The following is a 13371-nucleotide window of genomic DNA, read 5'->3' as shown; positions in this document are numbered from 1 at the left end:
TGTGAAATCTGAGGGATCTCATGACGAGTGTAGTCATCGCCGCACACAACGAGGCCGCTGTAATCGAGCGTTGCCTCGCTTCGCTGCTGGCGGACGCAACTCCAGGTGAGTTCGATGTGATCGTTGTCGCGAACGGTTGCACCGACGACACCGCGACGCTGGCCGCGCGGAGCCCAGGGGTGCGCGTCGTCGAAATCCCCGAGGCCAGCAAACCGAAGGCGCTCAATGCCGGAGATACCATCGCGGCCGGGTTTCCCCGGGTGTACCTTGATGCCGACATCGTTGCGGGTACGCATGTCGTACGCGCCATGCGAGACGCACTCGCCGCGGACGCGCCGCAGCCCGTTCCGCTGGCTGTGGTTCCACGCCGCGACCTCGAATTGACAGGAAGATCGTTTCTGGTCCGCCAGTTCTTCGCGATCAATTCGCGTCTTCCCGTCTTCCACGAGGGGCTGTTCGGGCGGGGTTTGATCGCGCTGTCGGCTGAAGGACGGCGTCGTTTCGACCGGTTTCCCGACATGGTCGCCGATGATCTCTTCCTCGACTCACAGTTCACGCCGCAGGAAAAGCGAGAGGTCGACGGAGTGTCGACGGTGGTCGAAGTGCCGTTGCACACCCGGGATCTGGTGCGTCGGCTCGTCCGGGTGCGTCGTGGCAACGCTTCGTTGCGGGCGGCCGGCCGGAGCGGAACGATCGCGGGGAAGGTTCGTCCGGTCGACCGATTTGCCTGGCTACGCGATGTCGTCATCCCGAATCCGCGCCTGGTCCCGGCAGGAGTCGTATATGCCGGTATCACGAGTCTTGCCGCCCTCCTTGCGCTTCGTACACCTACCGAAGGGCAGGCGTGGGGTCGCGACGAGTCGACGCGCCGTGAGACGACAGCCGATGACTGAGATCGGTCCGGCGAACGTGAGCTTTCACGGCATCGGTACTGCCCGTCGTGAACTCGAATACGGTGAGGATCGATTCTGGATCGGAATCGACGAGTTCCGGCGAATTCTGGACGAGGTTGTCACCTGGCCCGATGTCCGGCTGAGCTTCGACGACGGCAACAGTTCCGATATCGAGATCGCGCTCGACGAGTTGTCCGAGCGAGGGCTCACCGCCACATTCTTCGTGTTGGCCGGAAGGCTCGGCGCGGCAGGAAGTTTGAGTGAGAGCGATGTATCGGAACTGCGCCGGCGCGGGATGGGAATCGGGACGCACGGCATGGATCACCGATCCTGGCGCGGGATGGACGAGGTGACGCGTCATCGTGAACTCGTCGAGGCGCGACAGCGAATCTCCGAGGTTGCCGGAGTGCGCGTCGACGAGGCCGCGTTGCCGCTGGGACAATACGACAGCAAGCTACTCGCCGATCTCCGGCGGCTCGGCTATGCAGCAGTGCACACCAGCGACCGCCGTCCTGCCCGGCGTGATGCATGGTTGCAGCCGCGCTTCAGCGTCCGGGCGGACCACACTGCAGAGACGCTTCGTTCGGAAGCGCTCGGCGCATCCACCATGGGGCGAAGGGCTTTCGTGGCAGCCAAATGTGTCATCAAGCGGTGGCGGTGACATGGATCGGAAACAGAAGGCGTGGGAAGCGGTGTCGGAGCTGGCTCCGGTCTCGTCGGTTGCTCTCCGAACATTGTTGGTCGCGGTGCTCACTCTTCCGCTGCTGTCCGGTTGTGACAGCGAGCCGGATCCGTGCGGTAACGGCACATCGCCCGAGTGTGTCCCGACGCCACCGAATCCGGCAGCGTTGGGCAGGTCCTGGCGCGTCGCATTCTCGGAAGAGTTCGAGGGGGCCGACTACGACCACGGCAAGCTCACACCGTGCTTCGATTGGAACTACGACGGGGCATGCACGAGCAGTTTCAACAACGGCAAGGAGACCTACCGGCCGGAACAGGTACAGGTGAGCGACGGTACTGCGATCCTGACTGCCGAACCGCTCGCGACCCCCGAACCCAACGATGCATGTTTCCAGGGCATCTGTACCTACAAGGCCGGATTGTTGTCCACTGCTCGACCGGACGCGGAATCGGGGCAATACCTGTTTTCTTTCACGTACGGATACGTGGAATCGCGTATGAAATTTCCCGGTGAACCGGGTTTCTTCACCGCCTTCTGGATGGTGCCGGCAGATCCCTCGTACAACTATCGGAGCGAGATCGACATCATGGAGGTCTTGGGAGGTCAGCCCGAGACAATTCACATGACCTACAGTTACAACGGCCGCACCGAGTCGTACTCGGTCAACGCCGGGCCGGAGGACAACGGTGCATGCGGAGTGCGTGACTATTCCGGCGAATGGGTGCGATACGGCGTCGACTGGCAGCCCGACTATATTGCCTGGTACATCAACGGAGTCGAGTGCGGTCGATTCGTCGACAGCGGCCGGATAGAGAACGAGCCGATGCAACTCATTCTGCACATGATGGTCGACAACGACTGGGAGCGCGATGCGGATTCGCTCCTGACGGATCAGACACGTGTCGGCCGCCTCGAAGTCGACTACATCCGGGTGTACCAGCAGCAGTGACCGATGGTCCCGCCGACAAGTCGTCCATCACCGAATTCGTTCTTGCACGCGGCTGTCGACGGGTTCGATGGGGTAGGCCGGTCGGCGGGCGGTAGTCGCGGTATCGGCGTCGACCTGAACCGTACCGAGCAGTGGAGCGCCGGTGTCGCGCAGACGTTCGGTTGCCTCGACGAGGTCGCGTCGCAGCGTGACATCGAACGAGATTGCCAGGAGGACTGCGTCGGCATAGTCGCTCATCACCGATGCAGTGCATGTCGCCAGTACAGGCGGAGCGGCGACGACCACATGCGCGTATTGCTTCCGCAAGCGATCTGTGAGTTCTCCGAAGGCAGTCGGTAGGTCGCCGGAATCCGAGCCCCATTTCGTCGGAGCAATCGGGGCGGGTTGGTCGGCGTTCGTTCGCAGGGATGGTGACCCCACGCCCTCCGAGTCGCGAGAGTCTTCCTCCCCGAGGCCCGCGGCAGTTTCTTCGGCGGCATCGATCACCGTCACTCGTCCATCGCGGAGTTCCAGGGCCCGCCCGAGATTCGCGGCCAGTACCGAGGAATCGGCTTCATCGGCGACGCTTGCAATCATCCACACCAGGCCTGATCGGTCGGACCCGTGCAGTCGATCGATCGTCGATCGTAGTTGAGCTCGCAGGCGTCGGTACCTCTCGAAATCGGACCCCTCGGCATTGCTTACTTCGGGCACGGATCCGAGCACTGGCACGGCCGAAAGCTGCGCTGCACGAGCTGCAGTTCGGACAACACGATCAGTCTGTGCGCGAACCCATACCGCGATCGCACCGAGTACCAGCCCGGCGAGCGCCGCGATGACCGCGAGGCCGATCCGTTCGACACGTCGCTCGTGGGGTTCGGTCGCGGCAGTGATCACCTGCGCATGCACCTTCTGTCCGTCTGCTCCCGTCGGAGTTTCCGATGCATCGGCGTACTCGATGAACTCGCGCGCGAACGTGTCTGCGAGAAGCTGTGCACGAGTAGGGGATTCGTCTGTCACCGCGACGTCGATGATCGCAGTTCTCGGCGGCACGATAGTTGCGCTGACCTGCTCGGCGAGCTCCTGAGCAGTTTCGGGCAGGTCGAGCTCGTCCACCACGCGCTGACTCACCACATCGCTGGTGAGCAGCGCAACGTAGGAATTGACACGCCCCGCCACCACCTCGTCGTTCTCGTATGCGGTTGCTGTCGTTGTTCCCTCGATCGACACCATCAGTTGGGTGGTGGACACGTACGGGGCAGGATTCAGCGCAATCCAGCTCAGTCCTGCGATCACCACCACTGCACAAACGGCGCCGAAGGTCTTGCGGTACAGCTTGATCGTCGCGAAGAAGGTCGCCAGGTTCACTCGATCTCCTCCCCATCTCCGAGAGAGTGGACTCCACGGTCGAAGACCACGGCACTCACCACGGACTTCGGTAGGAGCATCGCTGTGTCGCGCAGTTGCTGGTGGGTCGTCACGCCTTGCTGGACGGCCAGCACGATTGCATCCGATACATCGGCAAGCGCAGCAGCATTCGTTGCCGAAGGGCACGCAAGGATGACCCAGTCGTAGCGGGTACGCAGCCTCCGGATTCTTCTTCGCAGTTCGGTCGAGTCGATCACGTCCGCCCGTTGTCTGTCGAGATCGGCGATGACGGCCGAGGAGTCCCGCACGGCGAGAGCACGCGCGAGGTGGCGAGCCGTGGTGGCGGTTGTCGACGCTCGACTTCCATCGGTGACCGTGATGACTCCGCGGGACGGATTCCCCAGAAGCGGGAGTAGTCGGAGTCGAAGCCCGCGCTCGTTCGACGTGACCCGATCGGCCGTCCCGTCTCGGATCGACCCGATGAGGGGGCTGCCGGATATCCGGGCGGCGTCGCGGGGATCGTGCAGCGAGTGGTCGAAGATCGACCGGACGACCGCGGCGGTCGTCCCGAGAAACAACCCGGCAAGAACCGCAGCCAGAAGCGCGCTCGGCAGTGGCACGTTCCAGGCCACGATTCGGGTCGGTCGGCCGGGCTGTTCGACGACGGCGAGTTCCGCCCGGGGGACCAGTGCACCGGGAACTTCCTCGAGGGCGTGCACCATCGTCGCGAACTCGGTAAGCAGGACGGTCGTTGTCTGCACTGCCTCTTCGGGGGAAGGAGCGCGAACGTAGACGTCGATGAGCGCGGTACCGGGACGATCGGCCGCGTCTATACGATTCGCGAGCGCGTCCGGAGTCAGGTCGAGCCCGAGATTGTCGATCACGCGTGCTGCGAGATCGGTGCTGTCGGCGAGTTCGGCGTACGTCGCGGCGCGACGCTGTGCGTACGAGTCACCGCCGTCGACGACTCGACTGACGTCGCCCGGTGTACGGACGAAGACGGTTGCCTGTGTTCGATAGAGCGGGGGACTCAGCAGCAGGAAGGCGGTCGTAGCGCCCACTGCCAGAAGCACTCCCCACGCGACCCATCGCCACCGCTTGCGCAGCACGTTCCCATATTCGGCCATCACGCTGGTCATAGCTCACCGGCCATGCCTCGGACGGCCAGCGACTCGAAAAGGGCCTCTGCGATGGCGTGATCACCGTGTTGATTCGGATGCGTACCGTCGGCCGCCATCATCTCGGATGTGTCTGTATCGGCGAGAGACGCAATCGGGTCCACGAAAATCACCCCGTCGGCGGCCGGGTCGGACTGCAGCCGCGCCATGAAGTCGTCGTCGAACTGGATTTCGTCGCGCGGATCGTTGAGGAGTCGCGGCCGGATGAAAACGACCCGGGCGGTGGGCCAGGTCCGGCGGACGTCTTCGATAGTCGATCGCATTGCGTTGAAGACGTCCTCACGAGGCGGGAACCGATCGTTTCGTCCACCGTCGAGAACGACGGTGTCGGGGGCATAGGCAGCGGCGAGGTGGGGGATGCGTTCGGCAAACGAGGTCGACTCGCCGACATATGGGTCCACGACGAATCGGTTGGCCGGACCACCACTGATGTAGCCGGTACCGGCAATCGCCGAAAGATCGCACAGCCAGCCCAGCCGGATGGCTGCCACGCATGCGTACGACATCTCCGCCAACCCGTTTCCTGCGGTGTACGAATCGCCGAGGACCAGGGCAGAGGGGCGATCATCGTCCGATTCCGGAGTGTGAGCGATCCGAGCCTGCTCCGGTGTAGGTGGGAGGTCGGGTTGCTGGGACACGAAGGCCAGAACGACGACGATTGCGATGGCGAGTGCCAACGCGACCGAATCGAACCATCGGGTCCCGTTCATCTCGAAACCTCCGAGCGGACCCATTCGGCGATCCGGTCGGCGAGCGCGGACTGTCCGGCGTCTGTCGGGCCGCTGAGGTCCGGTTGCATCTGAGTTCTCGTCAGCAGCGGTGGCTCGAGGGCGTCGAGGTACGGTACGCCGGCGGCCTCGGCGACCTGGCGGACAGCGTCTGCCACGCGAACGACCGATTCCGGAATCGGCCGCTCGAACCACATCGGACCGACGACGAGAGCGCGTCTGCCACCGAGAGTGATCTTGTTGATCGCGTCGATCGCTCCGATGCCGACCGGATCCGGCGAGGACAGTCCGGTGTCGTTCAGACCGCCGACGATGAGGACGACCCGAGTGTTCGCGCCCTGCGCACGATCGACCTGGTATGTGAACGCGTGCCCGCCCTGGCCGTCTGCGACGTAGCCTGCGTTCGGCTGCGCGAAGTTCGCCACCGACCATCCGGTGCGTTGCGCCATGAGCGTCGGCCACACCGAGCGATTCTGCACACCGGCCGAATACTGGTCTCCTACCACGGCAATGCTCAGTGGGACGTCGGGTCCGGGCTCCTCCGGCCTCGTCGCAGCGAGAACCGAAGTGGCGACGAGCGCGCTGAGTGCCACATTGAAGACGATCACCCACATCGTGCGGGGGCTCCCGACGACCCTCATGGACCGCTCCCGAGCAGGCGTGAATAGACATCCTGCAGGCGCTCGACGACCGGCTGCATTCCGAAGTCGGCGTGCGCGACCGCCCGGCCTCGTTCACCCATCGCTCGGGCGAGTTCGCGTTCGGCGAGCACGGTCTCCACGGCGGCGGCAAGTGCCGGGACGGCGGGGTCGGTGACGATGCCGCTGCCCGTTCGTTCCACAACAGAGGCCAGACCGCAGTCGTCGGTGATGACCACCGGCAGACCGACCGACATCGCTTCGAGCACCGACATCGGAAAGGGTTCGCGCACCGACGGAAGAACATAGATGCCGGCGGCCGCCATCCGCTGGGGAACAGCGACGGGTGCGAGTGCACCTTCCCACGAGATCCTGGTATCGCCGCCTATCGCAGCGCGGATCGCGGGACCCTCGCCCTCGTCCGGACCGACAAGTGTGAACCGCGCGTCGACACCTTTCTCGAGCAGTGCCTTTGCCATCTCGACGAACGCGACCGGTCTCTTGCGGGGATGCATGCGGGCGACGAAGAGCACCTCCGGTGGTCCGGGACGCGCCGCGGTACTCCGATAGGTCGGTACGCCGTTGCGCAAATGGACGAAAGGGAGGTCGGATCCGGCGACTGCACCGACTTGCTCGCGTTCCGGAGCGTTCAGGTAGAACACCGCCCCGGCACCCCGAAGTATCCTCCGCGTGAGAGCGGCGTCGAGCGGCGCGGCCAGGGGGTGGTCGGACGGGCCGACCATGCCGTGCGTCTGCAGGACATAGGGGATTCCCGATCGCCGCATGGTCACTGCTACCGGGAGCACCACGAGATCACGGCCGAAATGGATGTGGACGACGTCGAAGCATGTTCGATTTCGGCTGACCCATCGGGTCATCGACGGGGCTCCGAGCCCGGCGAACCCGGATCCGGGCACGAGTTGCCGTGCATTGAACAGCCGGACCGGCACTTCCTCGATCCGGCTGGGTCCGAGCGGATAGTCCCGGGTCGCCGCGACGACGGTGACGTCGTTGCCTCTGCCGAGCAGTTCCGCGCTCTGGTTCAAGGCGACGCGGGCGGGACCGCCGTACGCCCCATCCCGGCTGAGCATCGTAACCACTTGCAGAACTCGCATCGGGAATCATCTCGGTGTGACGGCAGGTCGTGGAGGACGGACCACGTAGTTCGGGGGCACATCGTCCGTCACCAGCGCGGTGGCGCCGACCACGCAGTTCGATCCGAGGGTGACGCCACGCAGCACAGTGGCCCTGGCACACACCCATACACCGTCCTCGACCACAATCGGGGCGTTGTCGAATCCGAACGTGGGTGAGCGGCGGTCATGACTGCCGGTGCACAGATATGCACGTTGCGAAATACACACGTCGGATCCGATGACGATGTTGTCGATGTCGTAGAGTTCTGCTCCCGTTCCGATCCACGAGTCGTCTCCGATCGCGAGCTTCCACGGCCACTGGATGGTGACGTTGTGTTTGATCAGGACGCCCTGTCCGACCTCGGCACCGAACCAGCGCAGAATGGTGCATCGCAACCGATTCGGACACCACACCTGTGTGAAGATCAGTCTCGACACTGCTACCCAGAGCACCTGCGCAACCAACCCGCGTCCCTTGTCGTACGAGCGGCCGCGCGCTGCTGCCAGTGAGCGATTCGATCCGGTGCTAGGCATTTGCGACAAGTATGCATCGACCGGACTCGAGGCCGCTATCGTTTCAATGAGCGTCCATCGTGCTGAGGGGTGCTTGTTGACCGAAATGGCGTTCGTGCCTGCACAAACCGTGGCAGAACGGCAGCGTGCCCATCGCGCTGCGCTCACACGGGTAACCCTGTTCGTCATAGGCGCCACGTCATGTATCCAGCTCGCGAACGTGACGGCCACCGGACTGTCGGTGGTCTGTCTGCTTCTGGTGCCGGCCATGTTCCTGATGGAGCACCGGGGAGTGGATCTGATGCCGCTCGCGCTGGCTGTCCTCGGATGGATGTCGTTTCTCGCCTCCGGCATCGTCAACGATGTTAATCCATTGTGGCCGAACGCAATTGCTCCGGCGGCATTTGCGTTGTATCTCGCCGGTCTGACCGTGCTCACGGGCCGCGCGGTGGAACGGATCGGCACGATCATCGCAGGCATTGCCGCCGGTACTGTCGGCTTCTACGCCATCGAGGGCATCGAACTGACCCATACCGGTAACTTCCTCGACTTGTGGAAGTACGGAATCGCCTTCTCCGTGACGATCCTGGTGCTGTTCGCCTTGACGAAGATGCGTGTGCCAGGGTCCGTCTTCCCGTTGGTTCTTGCAATATTCGGACTTGCAAGCCTGGGACTCAACTTTCGCTCGCATGCCCTCGTCTGTCTGGTGGCTGCCGCGATCTTGGCAACCCGGCGCCTGGGTGTACGGATCGGCCGAGGATGGCAGTTCTCGATCGTGATCTGTTCAGGGCTGGTGTTTGCGTTCGTGATGCCGATCGCGGCGCGTGCGGGCCTGTTCGGACCGGCGCTCCAGAGGAAGACGATCGAGCAGGACGCGACCGGACTGCCACTGCTGTTGGCCGGTCGCACGGAACCGCCGATGACCATCACAGCGATCCTCGAGCATCCGATTCTCGGTTGGGGCAGCGCCGAGAACCTGACGGCACATGTATATACCCAGGCGGAGCATCTGGCGATTCGGATGGGCTTCGATCCGACCTTCCCGTTCGAGCTCTACTGGCGGCTTCCGCCGAGCGACTTCTCGGCGATGCACTCCATCCTGCTTGGATCGTGGGCCGAGGGTGGGTTACTTGCCATGCTTCTTCCCTTGTGGCTGCTGGTCGCGTGCCTCGGCGTGATCTGGAACTTCACGCGGTACGGAATGTGGGCACCGATAGCGGTCACAGCTTCTCTGCAAGGGATCTGGGATCTGCTCTACGATGCGTGGACATACAACAGCATTCCTCAGTTCGCATGTATCGCCCTGCTGTACTGCGCGATGCACTTCCGGACGCAGGCGGTCGATTCGCCATGATGCCGAGTGTCAGCGTAGTGATTCCCACTCTCGTCCGGCCGACGCTGCGTCGCGCCGTAATGTCCGTTCTGGGCCAGACGTTCCGAGTCGAGGAGATCATCGTGATCGCTCCACCGGACGTGCCCGTGCCGCTTCCGGTCGATGATCGAATTCTGGTACTCCGGGCGGAGGTCGACCTCGGTCCTGCGCGCCGAAGGCAACGAGGAATCGAGGCTGCACACGGCACCGTGATCGCTTTGCTGGACGACGACGACGAGTGGTACCCGACGAAGCTGCAGCGGCAATTGGCGGCCGTCGGAGTCGAGGCCGGGAATTGCTGGATCGCCTCTTCGCGCATGGCGGTGATAGGTCCGGGTACCCGACGACGAACATGGCCGCGTCGGCTCGTCGAACCCGGAGAGTCGATTGCCGACTACTTGTTCCGATTCACCGGATTCACTTCCGGTGGCGCGGTTCTGCAGACCTCGACACTCTGTTTTCCGGCCGAGCTCGTGCGTGCGGTTCCGTGGTGTGCCGATGGCGACGCCCCACACGAGGAACCGGACTGGTTGATCCGTGTCCAACGTGCGATTCCGCGTGTGGAGGTGATTCAACTTGCGGATGTTCTGAGCACGTACGACGTCAGTGGTCTGTCCGTATCACGCAGTACGGCCGACCGTACGGACGAGTACATAGCGTGGGGCCTGAGCATGCTGAGCATGGAAGCACCTCGCGTGCGAGGCGATTATCTGTGCACGAGTCCGGTCAGCGCGGCGGTGTTCGCGCGATCGCTGTCGGGAGTGCGGCGTTCACTCTGGTCGTCGCTACGACACGGCAGGCCGGGCCCGTTTGCGCTCACCTACGCCGTTCTCTCCGCGGTGCGGATCGTATTGCACCGGACACGTGCCTCGATCCGCTGATGGCGTCGGAGCGAGATCGGCTCGCGCCCGAGGAAAGCCGTGCCGTGGTCTACAGCACGGTGTACCGAGTTCTGGGCACGCCGATAGTCGCGGCGCTGGGACTTGCCAACACTGCCTTGATAGTGCGTGAAACCGGGTCCGCCGTGTTCGGGCTCGTGTCGTTGGTCGCGACCATCACGCTTCTCGTTCCGTTCGCAGATCTCGGGATCGGTGCGACGGTACTGAGTGCAAGTGCCATGCTGCACGGGCCGAACCGAGACCCGGAAGCCCCCGAGGTGATTCGGCGCGCGTATCGCGTATTGGGGGCGATTGCTGCCGGATGTGTGGTCCTGGCACTGGTCGTCATGGCTTTCGACGGTTGGGGGGTTCTCCTCGGAATGTCGACCGGCGCCTCGGACAGGTGGGCGATCACGGTCGCCGCCTCGGTCTTTGCGCTGACGATTCCTGCCGGTCTCGGGGTGCGCATTCTGATAGGTATCGATCGGAACCCTCTGGCCACGCTGGTGCTCATGAGTTGTCCCGCGTTTGCCCTACTGGTGACATTGATCCTGAATGCGATCGATGTCGATGGAATCTGGTATGCGGTCTCGTCTCTGGGTGGATTGCTCTGCGGCCAGATCCTGGGCACCGTGCTTGCTCTCCGCGCAAGCGGGTTGGGCCGTTCGGCGTTCGCGAGGGTTTCGACGACCTCGGCCCGGAGTCGGTTGCTGGAGGGAAGTGGGTGGCTCTTCGTGGTCGCGGTCGGGATGCCCGTCGGGCTGCAGGCGGGACGGATACTGCTCGCTCATCGGTCCGATCCCGCTGAGTTGTCGGAGTATGCGTTGATGGCCCAGATCTACGGTGTGTGCTGGTCGGTGTTGTCGACGGCAGCCTTGGCCTATTGGCCGGTGTTCGTGAAACGGAGATCTGCCGCGACCGAAACGGTCCGGATGTGGTGGCGTCTTACCGTCGTATTCGCTGGTTACGCGGTTGTCGTGGCGATCGGGTTGACCCTGCTGGGACCTGTGGTGACATCGATATTGTCAGGTAGGCAAATTGTGGTGTCACTGCCGCTTGCAGCGGCTTTCGGTGCCCTTCTCGTGGTGCAGGCGGTATACCTGCCTGCCAATGTGCTGCTTACCAGACCCGACGAGGCGCGCTGGCAGGCTCTGTGGACGGTGGTGATGGCCGCGATATGCCTTGGTGTCGGGGGAGTGGCCGCAGGACCGATCGGTGCATTGGGAGTGGTTGCCGCTTCCGTGTTGGGAATTCTCGTGGCGCAGGTAATTCCGTGTTTGCTGTGGGTGCCTAGGCTGGTTCGTCGACGTCCACTCGGCGACGTCTGAGGACGGTGGCCAGCGGGGCGACGACGGTCGTTCCCGGAGGTACGTCGTGAAGTACGGTGGCATTCGCCCCGACAGTTGCTCCGTCGTGCAGCGTTATCGGGCCGATCACGACCGCTCCGGCTCCTACGCGCACGTCGTCACGAAGCGTCGGCTTGCCGTTGGCATCGTGTCCGATGGTGACCTGCTGATTGATCCAGCAGTGGCTGCCCACGGATTCCGCTGCGACGATCGTGCCGACTCCGTGCTGGATGAACAGGCCGGGACCGATCCGTTCTGCGTCGAGTGTGAGTGTGGCCGCCGGCCGATAGAGCCGGCGAAGCAGCAGTCGAAGTGGCAGCGGTGTCCCGCGAAGCCGGTAGTGGACCAGCGTGCGGAACTCGGGCAGCGCTCCGGCCAGGTAAGCGAAGCGAGAGTACTCGTCGAGTGCCGAAAGGTCGGCGTCGCCGATGCATCGCATCCACCAGTCGATATCCTCGACGACGGCATCGGCCGAGTCGGAACGGCCGACGGCACACCACAACGGATACACCCATACCCGCGCACATTTCAGAAGTACTGCCCGTCTACCGTGCATCACGTCCCTCGGAGCACTGTGACGACAGGTCGGATGCCGGACCGGATACCGGTGCCGCGGTCGTGGCGGCGCATCGAATGGATCGGCCGTCGACCACCCAACGACCCTCCAGCGACGGGTATTGCCGCCCCACTTCGGGCAAGAGGTCGGGCAGGGTGAGCACGACCCGATCCGGTTCGGCGGCGACGAGTTCCTCCGGCGAGATGATCGGTACGTCGGTGCCCGGCATGCGGCGTCCCTGCTTGGCGGGCGAGGCATCGGCGACCGCCGTCACGAGCCTGCGGTCGATTCCGGAGAGATGGAACAGTGCCACCGCACGGGACGCCGCACCGTACGCATAAACCCGGGTACCGGAGCGGGTTTCGTTCTCGAGCCACGTGCGCAGCGAGTGCGCGTGGTCGTCGGCCGCGAGCTGCAGGGCGCGGACGGCACACGGATCGGTTGCCCCGGCTTCGTCGACGATGACCCGCTGCACCGAGTCGCCGGGTTTCCCACGCCCGTTCATGGCAGCCACCAGGACCGTGCCGCCGTACAGGTCGAAGGTCCATGCGTCCACGGCGCACATGCCGGCATCGTCGAGCAGTCGGACCAGTGCGGCTGTCGAGTAGTAGGCGAAGTGGCCGTGACGCAGTGCATTCCATTGGTCGAGCCGGACGATGGTGGCCAGTGAGTGGAACTGCAGCAGCAACAGTCCGTCCGGTGCGGTCGCCGCGGCTCGTTCGGCGAAGGCCGCACGCTGATTCGGATCGTGCATGATGCCGAAGCTGTCGATCACGACGTCCGCGGGTCCGTCATGCACGGTGAAACCGTGTTCGGCGAGTAGCGGCAGCCATGTGCCTCCGTGTGGGCTTCCGAACTCGCGGACCGTCGCGCCCCGGAGCCGCCCCGATTCGCGGACCCGCCGAACCGCTTCTGCTGCCTGCTCCTTCAGGGCCTGCGGTTCGATTCCACGAGGTTCGGCGGTGGTGGTGTCGTCGTCGGCAAGCTGTGCGAGGCCGCACACGGTACACAGATCCATCGCAAGGGAGTGGCAGGCCTCGTCGTCTCGGACGGAGTCGGAGACCCGGGGAAAACTGTCCGCCGCAGGAACCTGCCCGAGATCCAGTACTCGCTGCAGATTCGGCATCCCGCATCCTCGGCATGCGTTCATGGGAC

The 13371-nt window shown here is 64.0% G+C and carries 14 protein-coding genes; 6 read left to right on the top strand and 8 right to left on the bottom strand.

Going from position 1 to position 13371, the window contains the following annotated elements; genetic code table 11:
- The first annotated feature begins 20 nt into the window (after positions 1–20).
- From ACWDTS_RS01580 to ACWDTS_RS01570, 3 genes are read left to right on the top strand one after another with little or no spacing between them, the layout of a single operon-like run.
- Positions 21–893 (top strand): glycosyltransferase, encoded by an 873-nt coding sequence (locus ACWDTS_RS01580; protein ID WP_450117426.1) that lies wholly within the window; start codon positions 21–23, stop codon positions 891–893.
- Entirely contained in the window at positions 886–1554 is a 669-nt protein-coding gene (locus ACWDTS_RS01575) for a polysaccharide deacetylase family protein (protein WP_450117425.1), read from the top strand. Before ACWDTS_RS01580 ends, ACWDTS_RS01575 begins: the two co-directional genes overlap by 8 nt.
- A gap of 1 nt (position 1555) precedes the next feature.
- A complete protein-coding gene (locus ACWDTS_RS01570; RefSeq protein ID WP_450117424.1) occupies positions 1556–2524 on the top strand; it encodes a glycoside hydrolase family 16 protein in 969 nt (322 codons plus the stop codon).
- Between the two features lie 27 nt (positions 2525–2551).
- On the opposite strand, the gene ACWDTS_RS01565 is transcribed toward ACWDTS_RS01570, so the two are convergent.
- The 6 genes from ACWDTS_RS01565 to ACWDTS_RS01540 are packed head-to-tail and all read right to left on the bottom strand — an operon-like array spanning position 2552 to position 7947.
- Positions 2552–3871, bottom strand: coding sequence for a hypothetical protein (locus ACWDTS_RS01565; RefSeq protein ID WP_450117423.1), 1320 nt, complete (start codon positions 3869–3871; stop codon positions 2552–2554).
- Entirely contained in the window at positions 3868–5010 is a 1143-nt protein-coding gene (locus tag ACWDTS_RS01560) for a Wzz/FepE/Etk N-terminal domain-containing protein (protein WP_450117422.1), read from the bottom strand. Before ACWDTS_RS01560 ends, ACWDTS_RS01565 begins: the two co-directional genes overlap by 4 nt.
- Complete coding sequence (locus tag ACWDTS_RS01555; RefSeq protein ID WP_450117421.1) at positions 5007–5726, bottom strand: SGNH/GDSL hydrolase family protein; 720 nt, start codon at positions 5724–5726, stop codon at positions 5007–5009. Before ACWDTS_RS01555 ends, ACWDTS_RS01560 begins: the two co-directional genes overlap by 4 nt.
- Before the next feature lie 29 nt (positions 5727–5755).
- A complete protein-coding gene (locus ACWDTS_RS01550; RefSeq protein WP_450117420.1) occupies positions 5756–6418 on the bottom strand; it encodes an SGNH/GDSL hydrolase family protein in 663 nt (220 codons plus the stop codon).
- The gene (locus tag ACWDTS_RS01545) at positions 6415–7530 is read right to left on the bottom strand and encodes a glycosyltransferase (protein WP_450117419.1); all 1116 of its coding nucleotides are present in this window, start codon (positions 7528–7530) and stop codon (positions 6415–6417) included. The genes ACWDTS_RS01550 and ACWDTS_RS01545 overlap by 4 nt, the downstream gene beginning before the upstream one ends.
- A gap of 6 nt (positions 7531–7536) precedes the next feature.
- Positions 7537–7947: a DapH/DapD/GlmU-related protein gene (locus ACWDTS_RS01540; protein ID WP_450117418.1), complete on the bottom strand. Its 411-nt coding sequence runs from the start codon at positions 7945–7947 to the stop codon at positions 7537–7539.
- A 22-nt stretch (positions 7948–7969) separates the two neighbouring features.
- Here ACWDTS_RS01540 and ACWDTS_RS01535 point away from each other — a divergent pair, with 22 nt between their 5' ends.
- Genes ACWDTS_RS01535 through ACWDTS_RS01525 form a run of 3 tightly spaced genes read left to right on the top strand, consistent with a single transcriptional unit; the run spans position 7970 to position 11642 of the window.
- Complete coding sequence (locus ACWDTS_RS01535; RefSeq protein ID WP_450117417.1) at positions 7970–9418, top strand: hypothetical protein; 1449 nt, start codon at positions 7970–7972, stop codon at positions 9416–9418.
- Between the two features lie 17 nt (positions 9419–9435).
- Positions 9436–10317, top strand: coding sequence for a glycosyltransferase family 2 protein (locus ACWDTS_RS01530; RefSeq protein ID WP_450117416.1), 882 nt, complete (start codon positions 9436–9438; stop codon positions 10315–10317).
- Positions 10318–10361: 44 nt separating this feature from the next.
- Positions 10362–11642: a lipopolysaccharide biosynthesis protein gene (locus tag ACWDTS_RS01525; RefSeq protein ID WP_450117415.1), complete on the top strand. Its 1281-nt coding sequence runs from the start codon at positions 10362–10364 to the stop codon at positions 11640–11642.
- On the opposite strand, the gene ACWDTS_RS01520 is transcribed toward ACWDTS_RS01525, so the two are convergent.
- On the bottom strand, positions 11605–12099 hold the full coding sequence (locus tag ACWDTS_RS01520) for a serine O-acetyltransferase (RefSeq protein ID WP_450117414.1): 495 nt from the start codon (positions 12097–12099) through the stop codon (positions 11605–11607). The genes ACWDTS_RS01525 and ACWDTS_RS01520 overlap by 38 nt on opposite strands.
- 106 nt (positions 12100–12205) lie before the next feature.
- A complete protein-coding gene (locus tag ACWDTS_RS01515; RefSeq protein ID WP_450117413.1) occupies positions 12206–13366 on the bottom strand; it encodes a transferase in 1161 nt (386 codons plus the stop codon).
- Positions 13367–13371 lie beyond the last annotated feature (5 nt).

It is taken from the genome of Rhodococcus sp. NPDC003383, from assembly GCF_053589115.1.
The sequence above is the reverse complement of the archived record's forward strand: the minus strand, read 5'-3'. Positions and strand labels throughout refer to the sequence as shown.

Bases quoted from the DNA above. Each gene is read 5' to 3' on its own strand.
- ACWDTS_RS01580 (WP_450117426.1), top strand. From the start codon at position 21: ATGACGAGTGTAGTCATCGCCGCACACAACGAGGCCGCTGTAATCGAG.
- ACWDTS_RS01575 (WP_450117425.1), top strand. From the start codon at position 886: ATGACTGAGATCGGTCCGGCGAACGTGAGCTTTCACGGCATCGGTACT.
- ACWDTS_RS01570 (WP_450117424.1), top strand. From the start codon at position 1,556: ATGGATCGGAAACAGAAGGCGTGGGAAGCGGTGTCGGAGCTGGCTCCG.
- ACWDTS_RS01560 (WP_450117422.1), bottom strand. From the start codon at position 5,010: ATGACCAGCGTGATGGCCGAATATGGGAACGTGCTGCGCAAGCGGTGG.
- ACWDTS_RS01550 (WP_450117420.1), bottom strand. From the start codon at position 6,418: ATGAGGGTCGTCGGGAGCCCCCGCACGATGTGGGTGATCGTCTTCAAT.
- ACWDTS_RS01545 (WP_450117419.1), bottom strand. From the start codon at position 7,530: ATGCGAGTTCTGCAAGTGGTTACGATGCTCAGCCGGGATGGGGCGTAC.
- ACWDTS_RS01520 (WP_450117414.1), bottom strand. From the start codon at position 12,099: ATGCGATGCATCGGCGACGCCGACCTTTCGGCACTCGACGAGTACTCT.
- ACWDTS_RS01515 (WP_450117413.1), bottom strand. From the start codon at position 13,366: ATGAACGCATGCCGAGGATGCGGGATGCCGAATCTGCAGCGAGTACTG.